Below are 26,887 nucleotides of genomic sequence, written 5' to 3'. Positions count from 1 at the left end.
CCGCTCCAATACGACAGAAGAGACTCAACATGTCTGAAACAACAACCCCGGCCTCCCACTGGCTGTTGGGCCGTATCACATGGGACCAGATTCCCATGACGCACGAGCCCATCGTGCTCTTGACCTTTATTGCCGTGGTGCTTGGCGGCCTCGTCGTGGTCGGCGGCATCACCAAATTCCGCCTCTGGGCTCCGCTGTGGAACGACTGGATCACCTCCATCGACCACAAGAAGATCGGCATCATGTACATGATCCTCGGTCTGGTCATGTTCCTGCGCGGCTTTGCCGATGCCGTGATGATGCGCCTGCAGCAGTCCATGGCCTTCGGCGACAACATGGGCTACCTGCCTCCTCACCACTACGACCAGATCTTCACGGCCCACGGCGTGATCATGATCTTCTTCGTGGCGATGCCCTTCGTGACCGGCCTGATGAACTATCTGGTTCCTCTGCAGATCGGCGCACGTGACGTCTCCTTCCCGTTCCTGAACAACTTCAGCTTCTGGATGACCACCGGCGGCGCCGTGCTGGTCATGATCTCCCTGTTCCTGGGCGAGTTCTCCACCTCCGGCTGGCTGGCTCTGTCCAATCTGGGTCACCAGAGCGGCAGCACGGGTCTTGATTACTACATCTGGGGCCTGCAGGTCGCCGGTGTGGGCACGACCTTGTCAGGTATCAACCTGATCGTGACCATCATCAAGATGCGCGCTCCCGGCATGAACCTGATGAAGATGCCCGTCTTCACATGGACGGCCCTGTGCACCAACGCCCTGATCGTGGCCTCCTTCCCCGTGCTGACCGCAGCCCTGGTGCTGATGTCGCTGGACCGCTACGTCGGCACCAACTTCTTCACGAACGAGCTGGGCGGCAACCCCATGCTGTACGTGAACCTGATCTGGATCTGGGGCCACCCAGAGGTCTACATCCTGATCCTGCCCTGCTTCGGCGTGTTCTCCGAAATCGTGGCAACGTTCAGCCGCAAGCGTCTGTTCGGCTACACCTCGATGGTCTACGCCACCGTGTGTATCACCATCCTGTCCTACCTGGTGTGGCTGCACCACTTCTTCACCATGGGCTCGGGTGCCAGCGTGAATACCTTCTTCGGTATCACCACGATGATCATCTCCATCCCCACGGGCGCGAAGATCTTCAACTGGCTGTTCACCATGTACCGCGGCCGCATCCGCTTCTCGGTGCCCATGCTGTGGACGGTGGGCTTCATGGTCACCTTCGCCATTGGCGGCATGACCGGCGTGCTGCTGGCCGTTCCTCCCGCGGACTTCGTGCTGCACAACTCGCTGTTCCTGATCGCCCACTTCCACAACGTGATCATCGGCGGCGTGGTGTTTGCCGTGTTTGCCGGCATCAACTACTGGTTCCCCAAGGCTTTCGGCTTCCGACTCAACGAGTTCTGGGGCAAGGCTTCGTTCTGGTTCTGGCTGGTCGGCTTCTGGGTCGCCTTCACTCCCCTGTACATCCTGGGTCTGATGGGCGTGACTCGCCGTGCCAACCACTTCGACGATCCCTCGCTGCAGATCTGGTTCATCATCGCTGCCTGCGGTGCCGCCCTGATCGCTGCCGGTATCGGCTGCTTCTTCATCCAGCTGGCCGTGTCCATCTGGAAGCGCGACGAGCTGCGTGACGTGACCGGCGACCCATGGGAAGGCCGTACCCTGGAATGGGCCACCTCCTCGCCCCCTCCCCAGTACAACTTCGCCTTCACCCCCGTGGTGCACGACATCGACGCCTGGACCGACATGAAGAAGCACGGCTATCAGCGTCCGCTGAGCGGCTTCGAGCCCATCCACATGCCCGCCAATACCGGCGCCGGCGTGGTGATTGCCGGCCTGTCCACCGTTCTGGGCTTTGCTCTGATCTGGCACATGTGGCCTCTGGTGATCGCTTCGTTCGCCGCGACCATCCTGGCCTCGATCATTCATACCTTCAACTACAAGCGTGACTACTACATCCCTGCGGCCGAAGTGGCCACATCGGAAGAAGCACGTACCAAGCAGCTTGCAGCAGCCCATGTCTAATACACATATCAACGCTGGCGGCTCGGCCGCCCTGGCTACTCGCGAGTACCACCTCGCGCACGAGCCCCATCCGGAAAACGGCACCTCGCTGGGCTTCTGGCTCTACCTGATGAGCGACTGCCTGATCTTTGCCGCACTGTTCGCCACCTATGGCGTGCTGGGCCGCAGCTATGCAGGCGGCCCCTCGGGCAAGGATCTGTTCGACCTGTCACTGGTCGCGGTCAACACGGCCTTCCTGCTGATGTCGTCCATCACCTTCGGCTTTGCCATGCTGCAAAAGCAGAAGAAGAACGTGAACGGCACGCTGCTGTGGCTGGCCGTCACCGGCCTGCTGGGCGCAGCCTTCCTGGCCGTGGAACTCTATGAGTTCCACCACCTGATCCATCAAGGTGCAACGCCTCAGAGCAGCGCCTTCCTGTCGTCCTTCTTCACACTGGTGGGCACCCACGGTATCCACGTGACCTTCGGTCTGGTCTGGCTGATCACTCTGATGATCCAGATCAAGAAGCACGGCCTGATCAACGAGAACGTGCGCCGTATCAACTGCCTGTCCATGTTCTGGCACTTCTTGGACGTGGTCTGGATCGGTGTGTTCACCTTTGTGTATCTGATGGGGGTGCTGTAAATGAGCGCACACGATATCCACGCCGGTCATGACGATCACCACGATCACGATGACCTGCACGTCACCATGGGCGACTATGTGAAGGGCTTCATCCTGGCTGTCATCCTGACTGCCATCCCCTTCTACCTGGTCATGAACAACGTCATCACCGACCGCACCACGGCCGTGGCCGTGCTGGGCCTGTTCGCGGTGGTTCAGGTGCTCGTGCACATGGTGTACTTCCTGCACATGAACGGCAAGATCCAGGGCGGCTGGACGATGCTGTCCACCATCTTCACGGTGATCTTCCTGGCGATTGCGATCTCCGGCACGCTTTGGGTCATGTTCCACATGAACACCAACATGATGCCCGGTCATGAAATGCACCAGGCCGCAGATCACGCAGGTCACACGGCTCCCGCAGCTGTCACACCTTGACCGGCCTCATGAAGAACCAGAGCGCTGCGCGGCAGCGCTCTCCCTTCGCCAAGGCGATGCTCGCGTTTGTGGGCATCGCCTTGTTTTTAGGGTTCATGGCTCTGGGCACCTGGCAGGTGCAGCGCCGCGCCTGGAAGCTTGATCTCATAGAGCGCGTGGAGCAGCGCGTGCACAGCGCCCCCGTGGCTTTGCCCGAGCCCGGCCAGTGGCCGCAGATCAATGCCGCCAGCCACGAGTACCTGCCCGTCAAGGCGCAAGGCCGCTGGCTGGACAAGCAAAGCGTGCTGGCCAAGGCCTTGACCGAGGCCGGCGCGGGCTTCTGGCTCATGACGCCGCTGCAGCTGGCCGATGGCACGCAGGTTCTGGTCAACCGCGGCTTCACGCCCGAGAAGCTGCGCGGCCAGTGGCTCAAGCAGATCGCCGAGGCCGACCCGTCCGCCGAGACTGTCACCGTCATCGGCCTGATGCGCATGAGCGAGCCCGGTGGCGGTTTTCTGCGCAAGAACGACCCTGCCAACAACCAGTGGTACTCGCGCGATGTCGCCGCCATTGCCCAGGCCCAGGGTCTGAGCCGGGCCGCACCCTACTTCATAGACCAGGGCGTGCCTGCCAGCAACCCGGCCCATACCCAGGCGCAGGCCGGCGCCGACAGCGAAGTCCTGCGCCCCGGCATGACGGTCATCCGCTTCCCGAACAGCCATCTGGTCTATGCCCTGACCTGGTATGGGCTGGCCATCATGGTGCTGGGAGCGGCCTGGCTGGTACGCCGGCATGACAAGGCCGCAGCCAGAAGCTGATGCCGACCATTGAAAAGCGCTCCCCGGAGCGCTTTTTTTCGCCCCCTGCAGACTGCTCCTACATCAGAAAGGCATAGCCCCAGAAGCGTCCGTGGCAGGCCTGCTCGGTGACAATTGCACGGTGAGCCAAATTTCCGATTCCCTGTTTCGCGTACAGCGCCTGACCGAGCGGCAGAACATGCAGCTGCTGATTCAGCTGCGCTGGATTGCCGTGGTCGGCCAGGTCGTCACCATCTCGCTGGTGCACTACGGCTTTCAGATTGCACTGCCCCTGCTGCCCATGGCGCTGGTGCTGGTGGCCCTGGTCGCCACCAACCTGGCCTATATCTACTGGAGCCAGGGCCTGCACCGCCCCGTGACCTCGCGCAGCGTCTTCTATGCGCTGCTGGCCGATGTGCTGGCCCTGACGATCCAGCTGTACCTGAGCGGCGGTGCCAGCAACCCCTTTATCTATCTGTATCTGCTGCAGGGCATTCTGAGTGCCGTGCTGCTGCCCGCCCACTACACCTGGTGCGTGGTCGCGGCCTCCTTTGTCGGCGTCATGGGCCTGACCCTGTTTCATCAGCCCCTGCATGTGCAGTTCGCCAGTCAGGAAGGCTTGCCCAGCCTCTACGTCGTGGGCGTGCTCATCAGTTTTGCGCTGACCAGCATCCTGACCATCGTCTTTCTGACCCGCATCGTCGAGAACACGCGCCGCCGCGACAAGCGCATCTCCAATATGCGCCAGCGCGCCAGCGAGGAGGAACACATCGTGCGCCTGGGCCTGCTGGCCACCGGCGCGGCCCACGAGCTGGGCACGCCCATGGCCACCATGTCCGTGATCCTGGGCGACTGGCAGCATATGCCGGCCCTCATGCAGGACGAGGATCTGCGCGAAGACCTGCAGGAAATGCAGCGCCAGCTGCTGCGCTGCAAGTCCATCGTCTCGGGCGTGCTGCTGTCTGCCGGCGAGACCCGGGCCGAAGGCACGGAAAGCACCACGTTTGCGAGCTTTGTGCAGGGCGTGGTCAGCCACTGGCAGGCGCATAACAGCCTGCAGCACTTTGCGCTGCACCAGCAGGGCGTGAAGGACTTCGCCATGCTCTCGGATACTGCATTGCAGCAAATGATTTGCAATTTGCTGGACAATGCCCTCGAAGCCTCGCCCGACTGGGTGGAGCTGACCCTGAGCAGCGATCACGACCAGATACGCATCCAGGTGCGCGACCACGGCCCGGGCTTCGATGCCGCCGTGCTGCAGCAGCTGGGCCAGTGCCATGTCTCCACCAAGCAGGAGCGCCCCGGTCGCGGCCTGGGCCTGTTCCTTGTCACCAACGTGGCCCGCGCCCTGGGCGGCCGCGTTCATGCCGGCAATCTGCCGGCTCAGCAAGGCGGCGGCGCTCTGGTGGAGGTCAGCCTGCCCCAGTCCGCCCTCGCGATTTAAGACATAGTGGTTTGCATGGAAGAAGACCGTTTACTGCTGCTGGTTGAAGATGACGCGGCATTTGCACGCACCCTCAAGCGCTCCTTCGAGCGCCGGGGCTACCGTGTGCTGCATGCAACCAGCGGCGAGGAAGTGCAGCTGCTGCTGACCCAGCACCGGCCGCAATATGCGGTCATGGATCTGAAGCTGGCCGGCAATGCATCGGGCCTGAACTGCGTGCAGATGCTGCATCTGCACAACCCCCATGCGCTGATCGTGGTGCTCACAGGCTACGCCAGCATTGCCACGGCCGTGGAAGCCGTCAAGCTCGGCGCCTGCCACTACCTCGCCAAACCCTCGAATACCGACGACATCGAAGCCGCCTTCGGGCGGGTCGAGGGCCGCACCGACGTGGAGGTCAGCAGCCAGACCACCTCCATCAAGACGCTGGAATGGGAGCATATTCACGAGACCCTGGCCGAGTCCGGCTTCAACATCTCCGAGGCCGCACGCCGCCTGGGCATGCACCGGCGCACGCTGGCGCGCAAGCTGGAAAAGCGCCAGGTCAAGTGAGCGGCATCAAGCCCGAACAGCAATGTTGATAGCTGGCTCCGCTTTTCAGCATTGCCTTTCAAATACAAAAGTATCTGAAATCGTTATGCAGCAAGCGATAACAGCTCCTTTTTTCATTGGTTTCGCGGCCTCGCCCCAATGCACCGGCAGGCGCCCATAAAGCAGCAGCAACAGCGGCCACCGCGCCTCATAGGAGCCACCGGCCTAGGCCTGCTGCTTCTGTCGTATGCGACCGCCCTGCCCTGGCTGCTACGGGGCGAAGCCGTGGACCTGGTGCCTTTTCTCTGCGCCCTGGTCTTTGGCTGCTGCCTCATCCGCCCTGTCACGCTTGCCTTCGAGCTCGCATCCAGGCGTGCCAAGGCCCTGGCCGTCACGCTGCTGGCCCTGCTTGCCGCCGCCATCGCGACCGCCGTGGCCGGCGGCCATGTTCAAAGCTGGCTCGCACATCTGCGCACCATGCCGCTGTGGCAGGCCAACCACCTCTTCTTTTTGTTCTTTGCCTTGCTGCCTCTGACCAAGGGCATCATCATCGCTGCGCTCAACTTCATCAGCCAGGCCGCACGCGGCACTGCAGGCAAGCCATAGGCAGGCTCCCGTACCGTTTTCTCGCCGCAACCCGGCATTCATGGCTCCACCATCTATAGTTGCTGCGGAGATGCACATCATGAAAACCCTGGGCCGACTTGTTTTCTCCGCCTTTCTGGCACTGCTTGCCAGCATCGCCGTGGCGGCGCTTTTTCTGCCGTTTCACAGCATCTTCCTGCCGCCCGACGGTGTCAGCTGCTTCAATGAGGGCATCTCGGGGTGCATGCGCGCCCTCGAGATAAGCCTGCTGGTTTACGGCCCCTTGTTCTGCATCATCGGCGTTCTGATCGGCACACCGGTCTTCATGCTGCTGCTGTACCTGCGCGATTGATCAGGCAGCTCTGCCCTGGCATTCATGCAGGGCTCTATCGTGGGCCACAGGACGAAAAGAAGAGCAAACCCCGGCCAGGCGCCCAAGAAAAAACCGGCAGTGTTTCCACTGCCGGTCTCTGGCATCAGCGCCCTTCAGGCGGCGCTGGCGAAGGCCTTAGTCGGCCACTGCCTGCTCGGGCTCGGCCTTGGGGGCGTCCTTGGGCAGCTCGGTAATGGTGAGCTTGACATCACCCTTGCCTTCGTTGCCCGCTTCGTCCCAGTCCACCTCCAGGCGTCCGCCATTGGTCAGACGACCGAACAGCAGTTCGTCGGCCAGCGAGCGGCGGATGGTGTCCTGAATCAGACGCTGCATGGGGCGTGCACCCATGAGCGGATCGAAGCCCTTCTTGGCCAGGTGCTTGCGCAGGTCGTCGCTGAAGGTGACCTCCACCTTCTTCTCGGCCAGCTGCTGCTCCAGTTGCAGCAGGAACTTGTCGACCACGCGCAGAATGATCTGCTCGTCCAGCGGCTTGAAGCTGACGATGGCATCCAGACGGTTGCGGAACTCGGGCGTGAACAGGCGCTTGATATCGCCCATTTCATCACCGGCCTCACGCGGGTTCGTGAAACCGATGGTGGCCTTGTTCATGGTCTCGGCACCCGCATTCGTGGTCATGATGATGATCACGTTGCGGAAGTCGGCCTTGCGTCCGTTGTTGTCGGTCAGCGTGCCGTGATCCATGACTTGCAGCAGCACGTTGAAGATATCCGGATGCGCCTTCTCGATTTCGTCGAGCAGCAGCACCGAATGCGGCTTCTTCGTCACGGCCTCGGTCAGCAGACCGCCCTGATCAAAACCTACATAGCCGGGAGGCGCACCAATCAGTCGGCTGACGGCATGGCGCTCCATGTACTCGGACATGTCGAAGCGGATCAGGTCCACACCCAGGATGTAGGCCAGTTGTTTGGCAGCTTCCGTCTTGCCGACGCCCGTGGGGCCGGAGAACAGGAAGGAGCCGATCGGCTTGTCTGGCTTGCCCAGACCCGAGCGCGCCATCTTCACCGCCGACGACAGCACTTCCAGTGCCTTGTCCTGGCCGAAGACCACGCTCTTCAGGTCACGCTCCAGCGTCTGCAGCTTGCTGCGGTCGTCGTTGCTGACATTGGCCGGCGGAATGCGGGCGATCTTGGCCACGATGGCCTCGATCTCGGCCTTGCCGATGGTCTGCTTGCGCTGGGCTTCGGGCGCGATGCGCTGGGCAGCGCCCGCCTCGTCGATCACGTCGATGGCCTTGTCGGGCAGGTGGCGGTCATTGATGTACTTGGCCGACAGCTCGGCCGCCGCCTGCAGGGCTTCCTGCGCATAGGTGATGCTGTGGTGTTCCTCGAAGCGCGACTTCAGGCCCTTGAGGATGTCCACCGTCTCGGCCACCGTAGGCTCGACCACATCCACCTTCTGGAAACGGCGCGACAGGGCCGCGTCTTTTTCGAAGATGCCACGGTATTCGGTGAAGGTGGTCGCACCGATGCAGCGCAACTGGCCGCTGGACAGCGCAGGCTTGAGCAGATTGGACGCGTCCAGCGTGCCGCCCGAGGCCGCACCGGCGCCGATCAGCGTGTGGATCTCGTCGATGAACAGGATGGCATGCGGCTTGTCCTTGAGCGACTTGAGCACGCCCTTGAGGCGCTGCTCGAAATCGCCGCGGTACTTGGTGCCGGCCAGCAGCGCGCCCATGTCCAGCGAGTAGACCACGCCTTCCTTGAGCACCTCGGGCACCGTGCCTTCGGTGATACGCCAGGCCAGGCCCTCGGCAATGGCCGTCTTGCCCACACCGGCCTCGCCCACCAGCAGCGGGTTGTTCTTGCGGCGGCGGCAGAGGATCTGGATGGTGCGCTCGACCTCGTACTCGCGCCCGATCAGCGGATCGATCTTGCCTTCCTTGGCGGCCTGGTTCAGGTTCAGCGTGAACTGCTCCAGCGGCGAGGCCTTTTCATTGCGCTCTCCGGTCGCGCCCTCTTCGCTCTCGGAGGGAGACTCGGCCTTGGCAGGCTCGGGCGGCTCGCCCTTCTTGATGCCATGAGCAATGTAGTTGACCACGTCCAGGCGCGTCACGCCCTGCTGGTGCAGGTAGTACACGGCATGGGAGTCCTTTTCGCCGAAGATGGCCACGAGCACATTGGCGCCCGTCACCTCCTTCTTGCCATTGCCTGTGGACTGCACATGCATGATGGCGCGCTGAATCACACGCTGGAATCCCAGCGTGGGCTGCGTATCCACCTCTTCGGTGCCGTCCACCTGCGGTGTGTTGTCCTTGATGAAGTTGGACAGCGATGAACGCAGGTCGTCGATATTGGCCGCGCATGCGCGCAGCACTTCAGCTGCACTTGGGTTGTCCAGCAGGGCGAGCAGCAGATGCTCCACGGTGATGAACTCGTGGCGCTGCTGACGGGCCTCGACAAACGCCATGTGCAAGCTGACTTCCAGTTCTTGAGCGATCATGTGCGACTCCTTTCGGCTTGCTTGGTTGACTCTCTGCTAACTAATCTGAGGGCGGACTGCGCTTATTCAACAGGCTCGAATGTGGCTTGCAACGGATGGCCCGCTTTCTGGGCCGCCTGCAGCACCTGCTCGACTTTTGTCGCCGCCACATCCTGGCTGTAGACGCCGCAGACACCACGGCCGTCCAAATGAATCTTGAGCATGATCTGCGTGGCCGATTCGCGGTCCTTTCCGAACAGCTCCTGCAGCACGGCAATCACGAACTCCATGGGCGTGAAGTCGTCATTGAGCATCACCACCTGATACATGCGTGGCGGCTGCAGCCGCTGGCGGCGCCGTTCAAGCACCAAGGAATCTCCATCGTCAGGCGTTCTGATCGCTGGCGAGACCGGGGGAATTGATGGGAGTTGGGTAGCCATGAAATCCATTCTAGCGAGCCGTTGCAATGTTTTTGCGCTGGCATATGCATAGCATTGTTAGGGATTTCAAGGCGGCTGAAAGCAAAATTGGCAGAACCAAGGGAAATCCATGGGAATCCCTTGCCCAGCAAGCGCTCTTCGCTATCAAAAAATCAGGCTCCTATCCGACATTCGAGTGCAAGCAGCTCGAAAAGGCAGTCCATGCTTTTTATTCATAGACCACTTTGACCTGGCCTGCAGCGGCCGAGCCATACCAGGCGGCCAGTGCGGCATCCGAGGGATAGAAGCGACTGCTCTCGCCCAGCGCCAGCTCGCAACTGGCCGAGCCACGCTCATCCCGGCAGATCAGGTCCAGACGTACTTTCACGCCATGGTTGATATTGCCGCTCTCGGTCTCCTCGACCTTGGCCGGGAACTGGCGCAGCAGCGCCGGCACATCGGGCATTTTCTCTCCCACGCTGACCTGCAGATAGCGCGCAAAACGGCAGCGTGCATCGGCCAGACTCCACATCTGTTGCACCTTCATGCGCAGGCCGCCGCTGAAGCGGTCGGGCTGAAGACGGCCCGAAACCACGACAAACTCGTCCTCCTTGAGCACATCGGCACAAGCAGCCATGGTCTTTTCGTCGACCGAGGCTTCGATCACTGCCGACTTATCGTCCAGCGTGAAGATGCTCAGCTTGCCGCGCTGGCCGTTGATGGTGCGCAGTCCGCCGATGATGCCGGCCATGGTCTGCGGCTCGCGGCTGTCGCGCATCTCGCCGATCGGGGTGCGCACGAAACGGCGCACTTCGGCCTCGACTTCGTCGAACAGATGACCAGTCAGATAGAAGCCGATGGCCGTTTTTTCCAGCGTCAGCTTTTCCTTGACGCCCCAGGGCAGCACATCGGCCATGGGTGGCTCCGCCGTGCTCGACCCCAGCGCGTCATCGCCCATCATGTCGAACAGACCACCTTGGTCGGCGTTGGCAATCGATGTGGCGGCAAAGCCGAAGGCCGTGTCCAGCGTCGCCATCAACGATGCGCGGTTCATGTCTATCGAGTCGAAGGCGCCGCCCTTGATCAGCGCTTCCACCGTCCGCTTGTTGATGCGGCTGCGGTCCACGCGCAGGCAGAAGTCGAACAGGCTCTTGAACGGCCCCGTCTCGTGGCCGTTGGGGCCTGTGCCCTCGCCGTTGCGCGCAGCCACAATGGCTTCGATGGCTGCCTGCCCCGTTCCCTTGATGGCGCCTAGGCCGTAGCGTATGACCTTGTCGGTCACCGGCTCAAAGCGGTACACGCCGCGGTTCACATCGGGCATCTCGAAAGTGATGCCCATCTTGAGCGCGTCCTCGTACAACACCTTGAGCTTGTCGGTGTTGTCCATTTCCACGGTCATATTGCCGCAGTAGAACTCGGCCGTGTAATGCACCTTGAGCCAGCCCGTGTGATAGGCCAGCAGGGAGTACGCTGCCGCGTGCGACTTGTTGAAGCCGTAGCCCGCGAACTTCTCCATCAAGTCGAAGACCTCGTCGGCCTTTTCCTCGCTTAGTCCGTTCTTGGCTGCGCCTTCGCGGAAGATGGCCCGGTGCTTGACCATCTCCTCGACCTTCTTCTTGCCCATGGCCCGGCGCAGCAAGTCGGCGCCGCCCAGCGAGTAGCCGCCAAGCACCTGGGCGGTCTGCATCACCTGCTCCTGGTAGACCATGATGCCGTAGGTTTCGGCCAGCACCGACTCGACCAGCGGATGCGGGTACTCCACGACTTCCTGCCCATGCTTGCGGGCAATGAAGGTGGGAATCAGGTCCATGGGGCCTGGACGGTAGAGGGCGTTCAGCGCAATCAGGTCTTCCAGGCGCGAGGGCTTGGCCTCCTTGAGCATCTGCTGCATGCCGCGCGATTCAAACTGGAAGACGGCTTCGGTCTTGCCGTCGGAGAACAGCTTGTAGGTCGGGTAGTCGTCCAGCGGAATGTTCTCGAACTGGAAGTTCTCCTGGCCCTTGTGGCGCTTCATGATGAATTCGCGCGCAATCTCCAGGATCGTCAGCGTGGCCAGGCCCAAGAAGTCGAACTTCACCAGGCCCACGGCTTCCACGTCGTCCTTGTCGTACATGGCCACGGCCGAGGTGCTGCCGGGCTGCTGGTACAGCGGGCAGAAATCGGCCAGCCGGCCCGGCGCAATCACCACGCCGCCGGCATGCATGCCGATGTTGCGGGTCATGCCCTCCAGGCTCTGCGCCATCTCGATCAGGGTCTTGACGTCTTCCTCGCGCTCGATGCGCTCGGCCAGGATAGGCTCCTCCTTGATGGCGTAGGTGTATTTGTCGCCTTCCTTGGGCGGGTTGGGCGGGTACTTGAGCGTGACATGCAGGCCGGGCTTGTTCGGGATCAGCTTGGAGATGCCGTCGCAGAAGGTGTAGCTCATGTCCAGCACGCGGCCCACGTCGCGGATGGCCGCACGTGCGGCCATGGTGCCGAAGGTGGCGATCTGGCTCACGGCATCGCGGCCATAGCGATCCTTCACATAGTCGATCACGCGGTCGCGGTTCTGCTGGCAGAAGTCCACGTCGAAGTCGGGCATGGACACGCGCTCGGGGTTCAGGAAACGCTCGAACAGCAGGTTGTATTCCAGCGGATCCAGGTCGGTCACCTTGAGCACATAGGCCACCAGCGAACCGGCCCCCGAGCCGCGGCCCGGCCCCACCGGGCAGCCATTGGCCTTGGCCCACTTGATAAAGTCCGACACGATGAGGAAGTAGCCCGGAAAGCCCATCTTCATGATGGTTCCCAGCTCGAACTCCAGCCGCTCCACATAGCGCGAACGCTGGGCGTCGCGTTTGGCCACATCGGGATAGAGGTGGGCCAGACGTTCTTCCAGCCCCAGATAGGACTCGTGACGGAAGAACTCGTCCATGCTCATGCCATCGGGCACGGGGAAGTTGGGCAGTTGCGGGTTGCCCAGCTCCAGCGTCAGGCTGCAGCGGCGGGCAATTTCCACCGTGTTCTCGATCGCGCTCGGAATGTCGGCAAACAGCTGCTCCATTTCGGCAGCGGTTTTGAAATACTGGTCGCGGGTGAACTTGCGCACCCGCTTGGCATTGCCCAGGATCTCGCCTTCGGCGATGCAGACGCGGGCCTCGTGGGCCTCGTAATCGTCGGGCTTGGCATACTGAATCGGGTGGGTCGCCACCACCGGCAGATTCAGGCGGCTGGCCAGCTTCACGGCCGCCAGCACATGCGACTCGTCATCGGCACGGCCCGCGCGCTGCAACTCGATATAGAAGCGATGCGGGAACATGGTGGCCAGGCGCTGGGCAATCTCGGCCGCCCCTTTTTCATCACCACGGGTCAGGGCTATGCCCACGGGGCCGGCTTGCGCACCGGACAGCACGATCAGTCCCTCGCCCAACTCCTGCAGCCATTCCCACTTGTGCTGCGCCTGATCACGCACCACATTGCGCGTCCAGCCACGTGCCAGCAGCTCGGCAATATTGTGGTAGCCCTGCTTGCTCTGCACAAGAACGATGATCCGCGAAGGCGGCGCATCGCCCAGCCCTTCGAGCATGATCTCGGCCCCCAGCAGAGGCTTGACACCCTTGCCACGGCCTTCGCGGTAGAACTTGATACCGCCAAACAGATTGTTGAAGTCGGTAATGGCCATCGCCACCTGCCCGTCTTCGGCAGCGGCCTTGATCATGGCATTGACGCGGGTGGTTCCGTCGACGACGGAGAATTCGGTGTGCAGGCGCAGATGGACAAACATGGCCGCTATTGTAGGAAGAGCGCTTCGTCCCTGCGGACTCAATGCCTCTAGATTCGCTGTGGCCGTAGCGTAAAGACGCCAGCAACTCGCGAGCGCGATCCGGCTGCCCATTACAATGCGTCGATCCTTTTTCAGGAAGGTCCGGGCCTGGTGGTGTATGGTGTAGGTTTTGCGCCTTGCCGCCAGATGCGACGGGCCTGCCTCCTATTACCGCTAATGATTGTCAGAAAACTGTCCACCATGCCGCGTATTTCACTGACTCTAGTCCCTGCCGTGTTAATCGCCGCCACGCTGGCGGGATGCTCCAGCACCAAGGACGACCCGACGGCCAAGTGGACACCCGAGCGCATCTATACCGAAGCGCGCGATGAATCTTCCTCCGGTGCCTATGACAAGGCCGTTCCGCTGTTTGAAAAGCTCGAAGGCCGTGCCGCCGGCACGCCACTGGCCCAGCAAGCCCAGCTGGAAAAAGCCTATGCCCAGTACAAGGCCGGCGAAAAAGTGCAGGCTCTGGCCACGCTGGACCGTTTCACCAAGCTGCATCCTGCCAGCCCCGCCATGGACTATGCCCTCTATCTCAAGGGCCTGGTCAACTTCAATGACAACCTGGGCATGTTCGGCTGGCTGACCCGCCAGGATCTGTCCGAACGCGACCAGAAAGCCGCCAAGGATTCGTTCGAGTCCTTCCGCGAACTGGTGACCCGCTTTCCAGATTCCAAGTACTCCGATGATGCCCGCCAGCGCATGCAGTACATCGTGAACTCGCTGGCCCAGTACGAAGTCCATGTCGCCAAGTACTACTACAGTCGCGGCGCCTATGTGGCGGCCATTGCCCGTGCGCAGGCTGCCATCAAGGACTACCAGAACGTGCCAGCGGTGCGCGAAGCCATGGTGATCCTCGTCAAATCCTACGACGCCCTGGGCATGACTCAGCTGCGTGACGACGCCCAGCGCGTGCTGGAGAGCAGCTATGGCGCCAACACCGAGCAAAGCGTGGAGAAGAAAAAAGAATCCTGGTGGAAGCTCTGGTAAGCAGCGTTTTCCGCCCAGGGGACAAAAGGATGCGTCATACGCATCCTTTTTTCATTTCCACGCCTCTGAATCCTGCGCCGACGCCTGATCGCCGTCACGCCTGGCGTGTTGCGCGGACAACTGCTCCAGCGCCGCCTCGAACTCCGGCTGACTGCCCAGCACGCGCATGGGAGGCAACGCCGACATCAACTCCGCTCCATATCCCATGGTCATCAAGCGGCTGTCGCAGATGACCAGCACGCCACGATCGGCTTCACTGCGGATCAGACGTCCGGCCCCTTGCTTGAGGGCCAGTGCCGCCTCGGGCAGCATGTAATCATGAAACGCCCCTCGCCCCACGCTCTCCAGCAGTCGCGAACGGGCTTCGACCAGCGGGTCGTCAGGCGGCGGAAACGGGAGCTTGTCGATCACCACCAACTGCAGCATGTCGCCGGGCAGGTCCACCCCCTCCCAGAAAGTGGCGGAAGCCACGAGAACAGCTCCTCGCCCGGCGACTGCCCCGGCGGCCATAAAGCGCTGAATCAAGGCCAGCTTGGGCCCCTCGCCCTGTACCAGCACATCGAGATCAGCAAACAGGCCCAGGCTGGTGCGCAGCGATGCGCTGATCGCATGCAGGGCCTTGAGGGTGGTAGTCAGCACCAGGGTGCGGCCGCCTATGCGCTGCGCTGCATCCAGCACCAACTGGGCGACCTGCTGGCTGTGCTGTGCGCTGCCGGCCGCAGCAAAGGGCTGTGGCACATAGACACCGGCTTGCCGATGGTAGTCAAACGGGCTTTCCACCTGCAGCACCTGCGCTCCGCGCAGGCCGCAGGACTCGACAAACCAGCTCAGTTGGGCGTCATTGCCCAATGTGGCCGAGGTGAAGATCCAGGCCTTCTTCCTTGAAGGATCGGGCTCCTTGTCCTGATCCGCGCCTGCAACCTCCAGCGAGCGCTGAAGCAGTCGCTGCTGCATGATGCGGGCAATCGACAGCGGAGACTCCAGCATGCGCAGATACTGAGCTCCGACCTCCAGCCAGCGCACGCATTCATCATCTGCTGGAGCAGCAAAGCGTGCCAGTCGCGCGAGCAACTCTGCGCCGCGCTCATACAGACGCTGCAACTCGGCCCCTGCACCCTCCAGGCTTGAGAGTGGAATCAGCAGGGCACGCAGGCTCTGCCCCAGCCGCACCAGTGCCGCACGCCATTTCACCGCATCCAGTCCCTGCGGGGTCACCGCTTGCCACGCAAGCCGCCCTCCGACCGAAGGCTTGCCGGCCTGCAGGCGCAGCTCGCGCATGGCCTGCTCCAGCGTGGCACAGAGCACCAGCCAGTCGGCCATGCCGCGTGCATGTTCCTGCGTCAGCCTGAGGGCATCACGTGCATACCCCACCAACTGCTGACTGGACAGAGCCTCTCCAGCAAACTGCACGCCGATGTCGTTGAGCCTATGGGCTTCATCGATCACCACCACGCCGGTATTGGGCAAAAGATGAGCCATGCCGCTGTCGCGCACATCGAGGTCGGCAAACAGCAGGTGATGATTGACCACCACCACGTCGGCCTCCAACGCCTGCTGACGCGCCTGATTGACATGGCAGCCCTGCCAGTGCGGGCAGTCAGACCCCATGCAATTGTCCTTGGTGGAGCTCACCAAGGGTATCACAGGGGAGCGCTCATCCAGCGCCGTCAGCTCCGCAAGATCGCCGGTACGCGTGACCCTGGCCCAGCGCTCCACATCCGCCACGGCGCGCAGCACCTGCGGATCCTGGGGAGCCGTACGGCCCTGACGCACACGCTCCAGCCGCTCCGTACATAGATAGGAAGAACGCCCCTTGAGCCTGGCCATGCGCAGAGGCAGGCCCAGACCATGAACCAGGCGCGGAAGATCACGGGCAAACAACTGGTCCTGCAGCGCCTTGGTGGCCGTGGACACCAGCACGCGCTGACCGCTGAGCAAGGCAGGCACCAGATAAGCGTAGGTCTTGCCAACACCCGTGCCGGCCTCCACCACCAGCACCCCGCCCTCCTCTATGCTCTGAGCCACCGCCAGCGCCATACGGGTCTGGCCTGGGCGTGGCGTGAATGCGGGTTCAGCCAGAGAGAGCGCACCTTGCTGTGCAAACACCTGCGCGACCGCCTCCTGCAAATGAGTCAAAACCGTTTCACCTTCCAACAAGCCAAGTCAGCGCAAGCTCACATAAGATCGCAAATATTCGCCGAGGCCCAGCCTCTGCCCGATAAAATGTAACGCAACGTTAAATCTCGCTCTGCGAGCGCACTTGCACACACTCATGTCAACCAGCTACCGCATTCAGGCGGCCACCGGCATTCATCGCGGTGACCGAGAATACCAGCAGGACCAGGTTCTGCTCATGGCGCATCCCTATGCCAAGGGCTGCATTCTCGGCGTGGTAGCCGATGGCATGGGCGGGCGCAGCGGCGGGAGAAAGGCTTCCGATCAGGTCATGCTGACGGCCCGACAGCTTTTCGAGCGCTTTGAGCCCGCCAAGGAAGACTGCACACGCATGCTGAGCACCATTGTGCAGGATGCCCACACCGTCATTCGCCTTACCGCCATAGCAGCGGAACAGGAGCCCCACAGCACCATCGCGGTCTTTGTGGTCCTGCCCGACAGTCGCTGCCACTTCATGCACTCCGGCGATTCACGGCTCTACCATTTTCGCGGCTCTTCCCTCATGCACCGTTCGCTTGATCACTCCTATGTACAGGCACTGGTCGACCGCGGCGAGCTCACCGAAACCGAGGCCCAGTACCACCCGCAGTCCAATATCTTGCTGGGCTGCCTGGGTGCCGAGCCGCCGCCGCCCATGAGCCACCACATGATTGAGAAACTGCTGCCGGGCGACAGCTTGATGGCCTGCTCGGACGGCTTGTGGCATTACTTCACCGCACAGGAGCTGGGCACTGTACTGGACGGACTCTCGCCACGCGAAGCCTCGCAATTTCTGATTGAAAAAGCCAGGCGGCGCGCGGCCGGGGGTGGTGACAACCTCTCGCTGGCAATACTCAAGCTGGATACCTCGGCCGCCGCAGCAAACGCTTGAAGAGCTACTCAGCCCAGACAAGACCGCTTGAGCGCCTTGGGAACAGGCGCTTGCAGCAATGCTTTCGATAGCGCCCTGCTGCAGAGCACTGTCGATCCGCAATGTATCAGGGGGCAGGTGCTGGCAGTGGCGCCGCCGTCTGCCCGCGCTCCTTGGCCTGCTGCAAAGCCCTGGCCTTGTGTTCGGCTGCAGCCTTTAGCTTGGCCTCATGATCTGCCCGGGCCTTGGCTTCACGTTCGGCTCGCCCCTGATCGGCCTGGGCACGGTTTTGCTCGTGGCGGCGCACATAGTCGGCCTGCTTGCTGGCACGCTGCTGAGCCTCGATCTGGCGCTGGGCCTGCGCCGCCTGCTCGTCAACTGCTGGTTTGGCGCCCGAGCCAGTGGGCTGGGGCTGGCTCTTGCCGTTCTTCTCGCGTTGCTGAGACTTCATGGGAACAGCAGCGTTTTCGGCTTTTTTCTCTTCAATGGCCTGCAGCTTGGCCGCAGCCTTCTCCTTGCGCTCCGCGTCGTTGATTTCCAGCTCGCGCGCACGCAGGGGCGCATCTTTTTCACGTGCCGCCCTACGGGCATCGGCCAGACAGCCCTCCACGGCAAACTTCTGGTAGCAGAGCTTTTCATCAGCCACCCGCTGCTGCTCGATAACGGCGCGCTTGCCGAGAATCTCGTCGCGCTCGGCTTCGCGCTGATGGTGCAGTTGCTGGCGCGCCTTTTCGGCAACATCCTTCTGCGCCTGCTTGTCGGTCTGCTGCGCCGAATCTGCCTTTACCTGGGCCATGGCCGGCACACAAGCCAGCCAGACGGCGGCCAGGGGCGCCAGTGCAAAGCCTGCAATGCGGCGGCGGATCAGCTGGGCAAGGATAGTGGACATCGTCATCAACTCAGAACTCGAAGTACAGGCTGGCATCTTAAAGCCGCGGGCAGCTGCCTGCAGGCGATCAGGTCAAGCTGGTGTCCACCACGCGGCGCTCAAGCGCCAGATATTCCTTGGAGCGCATCTCGTTGAGGCGCGAGACGGTGCGCGGGAACTCGTGGGACAGAGGACCTTCGGTATAGATCTTCTCGGGCGGCACTGCAGCCGACAGGATGAGCTTGACATGACGATCGTAGAGCACGTCCACCAGCAGCGTGAAGCGCCGCGCGGCCGAAGCCATGTTCACATGCAACTCGGGCACATCGGACAGCAAGATGGTGTGAAACTGCGTGGCAATTTCCAGATAGTCATTTTGCGAGCGCGGGCCGCCGCAGAGTTCGCGGAAGTCAAACCACACGACACCGCCAGCACGGCGCTTGGCCGCAATCTTGCGGGTTTCGATCTGCATCACCGGCTCTTCGTCATGGGCTTCGGTCAGGCGATCGAAGGTCTCCTGCATCGCAGCATCGGCTTCCGGGCCCAACGGGCAATGATAGAGCTTGGCATCTTCGAGAGTGCGGCGGCGATAGTCGGTGCCGTTATCCACATTCACCACTTCCATGCGCTCCTTGAGCAGGGCAATCGCAGGCAGGATCCGGTCGCGGTGCAAACCACCAGGATAGAGACCATCGGGCTCGAAGTTGGAGGTCGTCACAAAGCCCACGCCGTTGGCAAACAGCGACTCGAGCAGCTTGTAGAGAATCATGGCATCGGTGATGTCGGCGACATGAAACTCGTCAAAACAGATCAGCTTGTACTTCTTGGCGATCTTGGCGCCGAGGGCATCGAGCGGGTTCTGCGTGCCCTGCATCAGGTGCATCTCGCGGTGCACTTCGCGCATGAATTCGTGAAAGTGCAGACGTACCTTGCGCTTGAGGGGCACGGCATTGAAGAAGCATTCCATCAGAAAGCTCTTGCCGCGCCCCACCCCGCCGTACATATAGACGCCCTTGGGCAGATCGGGGTGATTGATCAGCTTCTTGAGAGCATTGGAGCGCTTGCCCTTGTACACGGCCCACTCGTCGGCACAGCGCTGCAACGCATCGACTGCACGTAACTGAGCAGGATCGCTTTTGAAACCCTTGGCGGCCAACTCCGCCTCGTAGGCTTGTCTTACATTCACCGTCTTGTCTCCAGATGCTCAAAAAACAATAGCTGCTACCGCTTATGCACTAAGCGTTAGCAGCCATTTTGTTCTGAATTCTAAAAGAAACTCAGCCTGCGCACGGGCACTTCACAGCCATGTCAAAACCTGCGCGCAAGACTGAAAAAAACTTAGAAGTTCAGGGTGCGCTTATCCACAGCCAGTGCCGCTTCCTTGGTGGATTCGGACAGCGAGGGGTGAGCGTGGCAGATACGGGCGATGTCTTCGCTCGATGCCTTGAACTCCATGGCCACCACGGCTTCGGAAATCAGCTCGGACACCATGGGGCCGACCATGTGCACGCCCAGGATTTCGTCAGTCTCGGCATCGGCCAGGAACTTGACCATGCCGGTCGTGTCGCCCAGGGCGCGCGCGCGGCCGTTGGCCAGGAAGGGGAAGGAGCCTGCCTTGTACTTGACGCCGTCGGCCTTGAGCTGCTGCTCGGTACGGCCCACCCATGCGATTTCAGGGCTGGTGTAGATCACCCAGGGGATGGTGGCGAAATTCACATGACCGTGCTGTCCGGCAATGCGCTCGGCCACGGCCACGGCTTCTTCCTCGGCCTTGTGCGCCAGCATGGGGCCGCGCACCACGTCGCCCACGGCCCACACGCCAGGCAGATTGGTCTTGCACAGATCGTCCACCACGATGGCGCCGCGCTCGTCCAGGGCCAGGCCCACGGCTTCGGCGTTCAGGCCATTGGTGTTGGCGGTACGGCCGATGGACACGATCAGCTTGTCCACTTCCAGCGTCTGGGCTTCGCCCTTGGCATTGGTGTAGGCCACGGTCACGCCCTTCTTGCCGGACTTGACTTCACCGATCTTCACGCCCAGCTCGATCTTCAGACCTTGCTTGTCGAAAGCCTTCTTGGCTTCCTTGGCGATCTGCTCGTCAACCACGGGCAGGAACTTGTCCATGCCTTCGAGCACGGTCACTTCCGTGCCCAGACGGCGCCAGACCGAGCCCATTTCCAGACCGATCACGCCGGCGCCGATCAGACCCAGCTTCTTGGGAGTCTTGCCCAGACGCAGAGCGCCGTCGTTGGACAGGATGTTCTCTTCGTCGAAGGCCACGCCAGGCAGAACACGGGCGTTGGAGCCGGTGGCCACCACGATCTGCTTGCCGGTGATGACTTCTTCTTCCTTGCCGGCAACCTTGATTTCATAGCCGCCCTCAACCGCCTTGACGAAGGAGCCGCGGCCGTGGAAGAAAGTGACCTTGTTCTTCTTGAACAGGTACAGGATGCCGTCGTTGTTCTGCTTCACGATGGCGTCCTTGCGGGCGATCATCTGCGCCACATCCATCTCGACCTTGCCGGTGGAGATGCCATGGTCGGCAAAGTGCAGCTTGGCATGCTCGAAATGCTCGGAGGACTGCAGCAGCGCCTTGGAGGGAATGCAGCCCACGTTGGTGCAGGTACCGCCGGGAGCAGCGCCGCCGGCAGCGTTCTTCCACTCGTCGATACAGGCGACGTTGAAACCCAGTTGTGCTGCGCGGATGGCAGCGATGTAGCCGCCGGGGCCTGCGCCGATCACGACGACGTCAAATTGCTTGCTCATGATTTGAATCTTTTCTCTGTTTAACTCGAAAAAAGCCCACCGCTTTTGGTGGTGGGCTTTGTAGAAGCTCGATCTGCTGAATTACAGATCAAACAGGAGGCGAGAAGGATCTTCCAGCGCGTCCTTCATGGCCACCAGGCTCAGCACGGCTTCGCGGCCGTCGATGATGCGGTGGTCATAGGACATGGCCAGATAGTTCATGGGACGGATCACGATCTGACCGTTCTCGACCACGGCGCGGTCCTTGGTGGCGTGCACGCCCAGGATGGCGGACTGAGGGGGGTTGATGATGGGGGTGGACATCATCGAGCCGAAGGTACCGCCATTGGAGATGGAGAAGGTACCGCCGGTCATTTCTTCAATGCCCAGCTTGCCTTCCTTGGCCTTCTGACCGAATTCGACAATCTTCTTTTCGATGTCGGCGAAGCTCATCTGGTCTGCATTGCGCAGGATGGGCACCACCAGACCGCGGGGCGAGCTCACAGCGATACCGATGTCGAAGTAGCCGTGGTAGACGATGTCGTTGCCGTCGATGGAGGCGTTGACTGCGGGGAACTTCTTCAGGGCATGCACTGCAGCCTTGACGAAGAAGGACATGAAGCCCAGCTTGACGCCATGTTCCTTGGTGAACTGGTCCTGGAACTTCTTGCGCAGTTCCATCACGGGAGCCATGTTCACTTCGTTGAACGTGGTCAGGATGGCGTTGGTCGCCTGGGATTGCAGCAGACGCTCGGCAATACGGGCACGCAGACGTGTCATGGGCACGCGCTGCTCGGGACGATCGCCCAGGTTTTCCTTGGTCACGGGAGCTGCCACCTGAGGCAGAGCCGCCTTGGGAGCGCCGGTGGGGATGGCTGCGCCGGCCTTGATGGCACCCAGAGCGTCACCCTTTGTCACACGGCCGTCCTTGCCTGTGCCAGCCACGTTGGCTGCGGACAGGTTGTTGTCGGCCAGGATCTTGGCAGCAGCAGGCATGGCCACGCCGCTCTTGTCGGCGCCGGCAGGAGCGGCAGCCACGGGGGAAGCAGCAGGAGTCGCAGCAGCAGCGGGGGCGGCAGCAGGAGCAGCAGCAGCGCCGGCGACGGCTTCGGAGTCGATCTTGGCGATCACCTGCTCGGCAGCCACGGTTGCGCCGTCGCCTTGCAGGATTTCGGTGATCACGCCAGCCGAGGGAGCGGGCACTTCCAGCACGACCTTGTCGGTTTCGATTTCGATGAGGATTTCATCGATGGCCACTGCCTCGCCGACCTTTTTCTTCCAGGTCAGCATGGTGGCTTCAGTGATGGATTCGGACAGCTGGGGGACTTTAACTTCAACGATTGCCATTTTGAATTCTTTCCAAAGATGTTTCTTGTGCCCCCTGTCCTCGGACAGGGGGTGTCGCCTGTATTACTTGGTCAGGACAAAGCCCTTGAGCTTGGCGAATGCGCCTTCCACCAGTGCCTTTTGTTGCTCTTGGTGCAGATGTGCGTAGCCAACGGCGGGCGAGGCGGACGCAGCGCGACCGGAGTAGCCCAGCTTCTGGCCTTCACGCATGTTCTCGTGGATGTTGTGCTGGATGAAGAACCAGGCGCCCTGGTTCTGAGGCTCATCCTGGCACCACACGATGTCAGTAGCGTTGGCGTACTTCTTCACTTCGGCGGCGAACGCCTTGTGGGGGAAGGGATACAGTTGCTCGACGCGGATGATGGCGACGTCCTTGGATTCCTTCTCGGCACGCTTCTTGACCAGATCGTAGTACACCTTGCCCGAGCAGGCGATGATGCGCTTGACCTTGGCAGCGTTCTTGACGATGGTTTCGTCCTGCTCGGGAATCACGGTCTGGAAACCACCAGAGGTGAATTCGGACAGGGGCGAGGTGGCGTCCTTGTTACGCAGCAGCGACTTGGGTGTCATGATGACCAGCGGCTTGCGCAGGCCACGAACCATCTGGCGACGCAGCACATGGAAGATCTGGCTGGCCGTTGTGGGCTGCACGATCTGCATATTGGTGTCTGCAGCCAGCTGCATGAAGCGCTCCAGACGCGCCGAGCTGTGCTCGGGGCCCTGGCCTTCATAGCCGTGAGGCAACATCAGTGTCAGGCCGTTGACACGACCCCACTTCACTTCACCGGATGCGATGAACTGGTCGATCACCACCTGGGCACCGTTGGCGAAATCGCCGAACTGGGCTTCCCACACCACCAGGGTGTTGGGATCGTTCGATGCATAGCCGTATTCGAAGCCCAGCACTGCCTCTTCGGACAGGATGGAGTCGATGACGACGAACGGTGCCTGGTTCTCGGCAGCGTTCTGCAGGGGAATATAAGTACCTTCGTCCCACTTCTCGCGCTTCTGGTCATGGACCACGGCATGACGGTGCGTGAAGGTGCCGCGACCGGAGTCTTCACCCGACAGGCGCACGGGATAGCCAGACGCGACCAGCGATGCGAAAGCCATGGTCTCGCCCATGCCCCAGTCCACGTTGACATCGCCGCGACCCATGGCGGCACGGTCGTCGTACACCTTCTTGACCAGAGCATGAGGGTTCACGCTCGCAGGCAGGGTGGTGACCTTCTCGGCCAGACGCTTCCACTCGGTCAGGGGGATGGCAGTGTCGCCGGCGTCGGTCCAGGTCTTGCCCACGAAGGGGCTCCAGTCCACTGCATACTTGCTCTTGAAGTTGGTCAGCACCACGTCCTGGGTGTGACGGCCTTCGTCCATGGCGGCACGATAGGCCTTGACCATATCGTCGCCCAGTGTGTCGCCCAGGCCCTGGGTCGCCAGCTTGTCCGCGTACAGCTTGCGCGTGCCGGGGTGGGCCGCAATCTTCTTGTACATCAGAGGCTGCGTCAGAGCAGGAGTGTCCTGCTCGTTGTGACCCAGCTTGCGGAAGCAGATGATGTCGACCACCACGTCCTTGGAGAACTCCATGCGGAACTCCAGGGCCAGCTGCATGGCCAGGCACACGGCTTCGGGATCGTCACCATTCACGTGCAGCACGGGCGACTCGATCATCTTGACGATGTCGGTGCAATACAGCGTGGAGCGCAGGTCGCGGGGGTCAGAGGTCGTGAAACCGATCTGGTTGTTGATGATGATGTGGACCGTGCCGCCGGTGGTGTAGCCACGGGTTTCGGACAGCGCCAGGGTTTCCTGGTTCACGCCCTGGCCGGCGAAGGCTGCGTCACCGTGCACCAGCACGGGCAGCACTTGCTTGCCCATGGGGTCGTCGCGACGGTCCATGCGCGAGCGCACCGAACCTTCCACCACGGGGTTGACGATTTCCAGGTGCGAGGGGTTGAAGGCCAGCGACAAGTGAACGGGGCCGCCCTTGGCAGACACGTCGGAGCTGAAGCCCTGGTGGTACTTCACGTCACCGGCAGGCAGATCTTCGGGAGCGGTGTGATCGAACTCGGCAAACAGATCCTTGGGAGCCTTGCCCAGGGTGTTGACCAGCACGTTCAGACGGCCACGGTGAGCCATGCCGATCACGACTTCCTGCACGCCCTTGGCGCTGGCGGAGTTGATCAGCTCGTCCATGGCGGCGATGAAGGACTCGCCACCTTCCAGCGAGAAGCGCTTCTGGCCCACATACTTGGTGTGCAGATAACGCTCCAGGCCTTCGGCAGCGGTCAGGCGCTCCAGGATGCGCTTCTTCTCGTCGGCATTGAAGACAGGCTTGGAACGAATCGATTCCAGGCGTTGTTGCCACCAGCGCTTTTGATTCTGGTTGGTGGCATACATGTACTCGGCGCCCAGGGTGCCGCAGTAGGTTTCGCGCAGAGCATTCATCAGCTCGCGCAAAGTCATGGTTTCCTTGCCGAAGAAGGTGTTGCTGGTGTTGAACACCACTTCCTGGTCGGCGTCGGTGAAGCCGTAGAAGGAAGGCTCCAGCTCGGGAATTTCGGGGCGCTCGGTGCGCTTCAGGGGATCCAGGTCGGCCCAGCGCTGACCCACGTTGCGGTAGGCTGCAATCAGTTGCTGCACGGCCGTGCGCTTGCGACCCAGCTCGGAGTCAGCGCCCGAAGCCACCACCACCTTGGTGCCGCCCTGCTTTGCACGCTCGGCAAAAGCATTGATCACGGGCAGGTGAGGAACGTCCTTGTTGTCGGTGCCGTCCACTGCAGGCACATGCTGCAGGGCATCGAAGTATTCACGCCAGGAATCGGGGACGCTACCGGGGTTGGCCAGGTAGTTCTCATACATCTCTTCGACATAGGGCGCATTGCCGCCGAACAGATAGGTGTTGCCTTGATAGGCTTGATAGATCGTTGACTGATCGCTCATATCTCGCTGACCTCCGCTTTCCTTCGGAAAGCATTAGCTGGTTTGTAGAACCTCCCGCGACACGGCTGTACCGATTGGCGGATGCGACTGTGGCTGGGGAAGGGCCTTGAGTTGCGGCAGCCATTGTGCCACTGTTCAAAGTCTTGGTCTTATAAAAGACAAGATGTTTACACCCCTGGGAGTCGCTTACATTGCGGGAACTCCATAAACAAGGATTCGCATGCCGCTTTTGCCGCTTCACAAACGTGCATTCATTCTTCTTTTGATAGCAGTAACTGCCGGATTCGGCTTGGTTCTCGAGGAATATGCCGTTGCTATCTTCTGGGGCGTGGTATTTGCCATCGTCTTCGCGCCCCTGCACCGCAAGCTGCTGATGCGCATGCCCAACAAGCCCACGCTGGCCGCGTTGGCAACCTTGCTAATTAGTCTGGTAATGGTCATTTTGCCGCTGTCTCTGATAGGGCTGTCGCTCATCAAGGAGACCTCGGCCATCTATGACCAGGTCAGCAGCGGCAACCTCTCCGCCGGCAGCTATGTGGAGCAAGTCTTCAATGCACTGCCCTCCTGGCTGACGCCGTGGATGGAAAAGCTGCACCTGGGCACTCTGGAGGAAATCCAGGCCAAGCTCTCCAACATCGCGCTGCAGGCCAGCAAGCTGGCGGCCACCAAGGCCGTGGGACTGGGACAGAACACCCTGGGCTTTGTCGTGGGCTTCGGCGTCATGCTCTATCTCATCTTCTTTCTGCTGCGCGACGGCAAGGAGCTGGTCGCACGCATCTGGGCTGCCACGCCGCTCGCCCCCGAGCACAAGCGCGAGCTGGCCACCAAGTTCATTACCGTCATCCGTGCCACAGTCAAGGGCAATCTGGCCGTTGCAGCCGCCCAGGGCGCGCTGGGAGGACTGATTTTCTGGATTCTGGGCATTCAGGGCGCCGTACTCTGGGCCGTGGTGATGGCTTTTCTGTCCTTGCTGCCCGCGGTGGGGGCGGGCCTGGTCTGGGGACCGGTGGCCATTTATTTCCTGGCCACGGGCGCCATCACCAAGGGCTTGATCCTGGCGGCCTATGGCGTGCTGGTCATCGGCCTGGTGGATAACGTGCTGCGTCCCCTGCTGGTCGGCAAGGACACCAAGATGCCTGACTACGTGGTGCTGATCTCCACCCTGGGGGGCATGGCCTTGTTCGGTCTTTCGGGCTTTGTGCTCGGCCCGGCCATCGCCGCCCTGTTCATGGCTGCCTGGGAGTTGTTTGCCACCATGCAGGGGCAGGAGGAGAAGCTGCTGAACCGGGAAATCGCGCAAAAACGCACAGCAGGCGATCCGCAGCAGCCTGTAGAAGGCCTCGCCCCCATTGTCGCCCCCCCTCCTGCCGAAACACGGAAAAGCGACAAAGATTAGGGATTTCCTGTTCAACCCGGCCTGCTGACCGATGGCTTTTCGAGCTGAAAGTTGATAGCTTGGGAGGCGCAGGTTGAAAACTATCGCTGTCATTAAGAAAAACAAAAACGAAAAATAAAACTC

The 26,887-nt window shown here is 61.5% G+C and carries 20 protein-coding genes; 11 read left to right on the top strand and 9 right to left on the bottom strand.

The features are described 5' to 3' along the window. The first annotated feature begins 29 nt into the window (after positions 1 to 29). From cyoB to NOX35_RS12000, 8 genes are all read left to right on the top strand, one after another. Positions 30 to 2,036: a cytochrome o ubiquinol oxidase subunit I gene (gene cyoB / locus NOX35_RS12035; protein WP_034375847.1), complete on the top strand. Its 2,007-nt coding sequence runs from the start codon at positions 30 to 32 to the stop codon at positions 2,034 to 2,036. Next, positions 2,029 to 2,661, top strand: coding sequence for a cytochrome o ubiquinol oxidase subunit III (gene cyoC / locus NOX35_RS12030; RefSeq protein WP_182286893.1), 633 nt, complete (start codon positions 2,029 to 2,031; stop codon positions 2,659 to 2,661). The genes cyoB and cyoC overlap by 8 nt, the downstream gene beginning before the upstream one ends. Continuing rightward, positions 2,662 to 3,078, top strand: coding sequence for a cytochrome o ubiquinol oxidase subunit IV (gene cyoD / locus NOX35_RS12025; RefSeq protein ID WP_256496725.1), 417 nt, complete (start codon positions 2,662 to 2,664; stop codon positions 3,076 to 3,078). It begins immediately after the preceding gene. A gap of 8 nt (positions 3,079 to 3,086) precedes the next feature. Next, the gene (locus NOX35_RS12020) at positions 3,087 to 3,875 is read left to right on the top strand and encodes an SURF1 family protein (RefSeq protein ID WP_256496724.1); all 789 of its coding nucleotides are present in this window, start codon (positions 3,087 to 3,089) and stop codon (positions 3,873 to 3,875) included. 121 nt (positions 3,876 to 3,996) lie between these two features. Further along, a complete protein-coding gene (locus tag NOX35_RS12015) occupies positions 3,997 to 5,298 on the top strand; it encodes an ATP-binding protein (RefSeq protein ID WP_182286890.1) in 1,302 nt (433 codons plus the stop codon). Positions 5,299 to 5,313: 15 nt separating this feature from the next. After that, a complete protein-coding gene (locus NOX35_RS12010; RefSeq protein ID WP_182286889.1) occupies positions 5,314 to 5,850 on the top strand; it encodes a response regulator transcription factor in 537 nt (178 codons plus the stop codon). A 138-nt stretch (positions 5,851 to 5,988) separates the two neighbouring features. Then, a complete protein-coding gene (locus NOX35_RS12005) occupies positions 5,989 to 6,435 on the top strand; it encodes a polymerase (RefSeq protein ID WP_256496723.1) in 447 nt (148 codons plus the stop codon). 79 nt (positions 6,436 to 6,514) lie between these two features. Next, a complete protein-coding gene (locus tag NOX35_RS12000; RefSeq protein ID WP_182286888.1) occupies positions 6,515 to 6,766 on the top strand; it encodes a hypothetical protein in 252 nt (83 codons plus the stop codon). A gap of 156 nt (positions 6,767 to 6,922) precedes the next feature. On the opposite strand, the gene clpA is transcribed toward NOX35_RS12000, so the two are convergent. The 3 genes from clpA to dnaE form a co-directional block, all read right to left on the bottom strand. Beyond that, positions 6,923 to 9,247 carry an ATP-dependent Clp protease ATP-binding subunit ClpA gene (gene clpA, locus NOX35_RS11995; RefSeq protein WP_182286887.1) on the bottom strand — a complete coding sequence of 775 codons (2,325 nt, stop codon included), beginning with the start codon at positions 9,245 to 9,247 and terminating at the stop codon, positions 6,923 to 6,925. A gap of 62 nt (positions 9,248 to 9,309) precedes the next feature. Continuing rightward, on the bottom strand, positions 9,310 to 9,675 hold the full coding sequence (clpS, locus tag NOX35_RS11990) for an ATP-dependent Clp protease adapter ClpS (protein WP_034349666.1): 366 nt from the start codon (positions 9,673 to 9,675) through the stop codon (positions 9,310 to 9,312). Positions 9,676 to 9,874: 199 nt separating this feature from the next. Continuing rightward, the gene (dnaE, locus tag NOX35_RS11985; RefSeq protein ID WP_182286886.1) at positions 9,875 to 13,408 is read right to left on the bottom strand and encodes a DNA polymerase III subunit alpha; all 3,534 of its coding nucleotides are present in this window, start codon (positions 13,406 to 13,408) and stop codon (positions 9,875 to 9,877) included. A gap of 240 nt (positions 13,409 to 13,648) precedes the next feature. Here dnaE and NOX35_RS11980 point away from each other — a divergent pair, with 240 nt between their 5' ends. Continuing rightward, positions 13,649 to 14,440, top strand: a complete 792-nt coding sequence (locus tag NOX35_RS11980) for an outer membrane protein assembly factor BamD (protein WP_003069900.1) — start codon at positions 13,649 to 13,651, stop codon at positions 14,438 to 14,440. 51 nt (positions 14,441 to 14,491) lie between these two features. Here the strand turns inward: NOX35_RS11980 and NOX35_RS11975 are convergent, their stop codons facing one another. Then, positions 14,492 to 16,576 carry an ATP-dependent DNA helicase gene (locus tag NOX35_RS11975; protein WP_256496722.1) on the bottom strand — a complete coding sequence of 695 codons (2,085 nt, stop codon included), beginning with the start codon at positions 16,574 to 16,576 and terminating at the stop codon, positions 14,492 to 14,494. Positions 16,577 to 16,712: 136 nt separating this feature from the next. Here NOX35_RS11975 and NOX35_RS11970 point away from each other — a divergent pair, with 136 nt between their 5' ends. Then, positions 16,713 to 17,486, top strand: coding sequence for a PP2C family serine/threonine-protein phosphatase (locus NOX35_RS11970; RefSeq protein WP_256496721.1), 774 nt, complete (start codon positions 16,713 to 16,715; stop codon positions 17,484 to 17,486). Positions 17,487 to 17,592: 106 nt separating this feature from the next. Here NOX35_RS11970 and NOX35_RS11965 read toward each other — a convergent pair whose 3' ends face one another. From NOX35_RS11965 to NOX35_RS11945, 5 genes are all read right to left on the bottom strand, one after another. Continuing rightward, positions 17,593 to 18,354 (bottom strand): hypothetical protein, encoded by a 762-nt coding sequence (locus NOX35_RS11965; protein WP_182286883.1) that lies wholly within the window; start codon positions 18,352 to 18,354, stop codon positions 17,593 to 17,595. Positions 18,355 to 18,421: 67 nt separating this feature from the next. Further along, positions 18,422 to 19,519 carry a cell division protein ZapE gene (gene zapE / locus NOX35_RS11960; protein WP_256496720.1) on the bottom strand — a complete coding sequence of 366 codons (1,098 nt, stop codon included), beginning with the start codon at positions 19,517 to 19,519 and terminating at the stop codon, positions 18,422 to 18,424. Positions 19,520 to 19,671: 152 nt separating this feature from the next. After that, positions 19,672 to 21,099 (bottom strand): dihydrolipoyl dehydrogenase, encoded by a 1,428-nt coding sequence (lpdA, locus tag NOX35_RS11955; protein ID WP_182286882.1) that lies wholly within the window; start codon positions 21,097 to 21,099, stop codon positions 19,672 to 19,674. Between the two features lie 81 nt (positions 21,100 to 21,180). After that, positions 21,181 to 22,425, bottom strand: coding sequence for a 2-oxoglutarate dehydrogenase complex dihydrolipoyllysine-residue succinyltransferase (gene odhB, locus NOX35_RS11950; protein WP_182286881.1), 1,245 nt, complete (start codon positions 22,423 to 22,425; stop codon positions 21,181 to 21,183). 63 nt (positions 22,426 to 22,488) lie between these two features. Beyond that, complete coding sequence (locus NOX35_RS11945) at positions 22,489 to 25,368, bottom strand: 2-oxoglutarate dehydrogenase E1 component (protein ID WP_182286880.1); 2,880 nt, start codon at positions 25,366 to 25,368, stop codon at positions 22,489 to 22,491. Between the two features lie 220 nt (positions 25,369 to 25,588). Here NOX35_RS11945 and NOX35_RS11940 point away from each other — a divergent pair, with 220 nt between their 5' ends. Then, entirely contained in the window at positions 25,589 to 26,764 is a 1,176-nt protein-coding gene (locus tag NOX35_RS11940; protein ID WP_182286879.1) for an AI-2E family transporter, read from the top strand. Positions 26,765 to 26,887: the final 123 nt, after the last annotated feature.

It is taken from the genome of Comamonas sp. C11 (assembly GCF_024496285.1).
Lineage (GTDB): Bacteria > Pseudomonadota > Gammaproteobacteria > Burkholderiales > Burkholderiaceae_C > Comamonas > Comamonas testosteroni_F.
Note: the sequence above shows the minus strand (reverse complement) of the source record. Positions and strands in the feature narration are given on the sequence as shown.

What these genes read in the sequence shown, in the direction of transcription:
- NOX35_RS12010 (WP_182286889.1), top strand. Translation starts at nt 5,314, where the DNA reads ATGGAAGAAGACCGTTTACTGCTGCTGGTTGAAGATGACGCGGCATTT.
- clpS (WP_034349666.1), bottom strand. Translation starts at nt 9,675, where the DNA reads ATGGATTTCATGGCTACCCAACTCCCATCAATTCCCCCGGTCTCGCCA.
- NOX35_RS11980 (WP_003069900.1), top strand. Translation starts at nt 13,649, where the DNA reads ATGCCGCGTATTTCACTGACTCTAGTCCCTGCCGTGTTAATCGCCGCC.
- NOX35_RS11965 (WP_182286883.1), bottom strand. Translation starts at nt 18,354, where the DNA reads ATGTCCACTATCCTTGCCCAGCTGATCCGCCGCCGCATTGCAGGCTTT.
- NOX35_RS11940 (WP_182286879.1), top strand. Translation starts at nt 25,589, where the DNA reads ATGCCGCTTTTGCCGCTTCACAAACGTGCATTCATTCTTCTTTTGATA.
- clpA (WP_182286887.1), bottom strand. Translation starts at nt 9,247, where the DNA reads ATGATCGCTCAAGAACTGGAAGTCAGCTTGCACATGGCGTTTGTCGAG.
- NOX35_RS11970 (WP_256496721.1), top strand. Translation starts at nt 16,713, where the DNA reads ATGTCAACCAGCTACCGCATTCAGGCGGCCACCGGCATTCATCGCGGT.
- cyoD (WP_256496725.1), top strand. Translation starts at nt 2,662, where the DNA reads ATGAGCGCACACGATATCCACGCCGGTCATGACGATCACCACGATCAC.
- NOX35_RS12005 (WP_256496723.1), top strand. Translation starts at nt 5,989, where the DNA reads ATGCACCGGCAGGCGCCCATAAAGCAGCAGCAACAGCGGCCACCGCGC.
- NOX35_RS11945 (WP_182286880.1), bottom strand. Translation starts at nt 25,368, where the DNA reads ATGAGCGATCAGTCAACGATCTATCAAGCCTATCAAGGCAACACCTAT.
- lpdA (WP_182286882.1), bottom strand. Translation starts at nt 21,099, where the DNA reads ATGAGCAAGCAATTTGACGTCGTCGTGATCGGCGCAGGCCCCGGCGGC.
- dnaE (WP_182286886.1), bottom strand. Translation starts at nt 13,408, where the DNA reads ATGTTTGTCCATCTGCGCCTGCACACCGAATTCTCCGTCGTCGACGGA.
- cyoC (WP_182286893.1), top strand. Translation starts at nt 2,029, where the DNA reads ATGTCTAATACACATATCAACGCTGGCGGCTCGGCCGCCCTGGCTACT.
- cyoB (WP_034375847.1), top strand. Translation starts at nt 30, where the DNA reads ATGTCTGAAACAACAACCCCGGCCTCCCACTGGCTGTTGGGCCGTATC.
- NOX35_RS12020 (WP_256496724.1), top strand. Translation starts at nt 3,087, where the DNA reads ATGAAGAACCAGAGCGCTGCGCGGCAGCGCTCTCCCTTCGCCAAGGCG.
- NOX35_RS12000 (WP_182286888.1), top strand. Translation starts at nt 6,515, where the DNA reads ATGAAAACCCTGGGCCGACTTGTTTTCTCCGCCTTTCTGGCACTGCTT.
- odhB (WP_182286881.1), bottom strand. Translation starts at nt 22,425, where the DNA reads ATGGCAATCGTTGAAGTTAAAGTCCCCCAGCTGTCCGAATCCATCACT.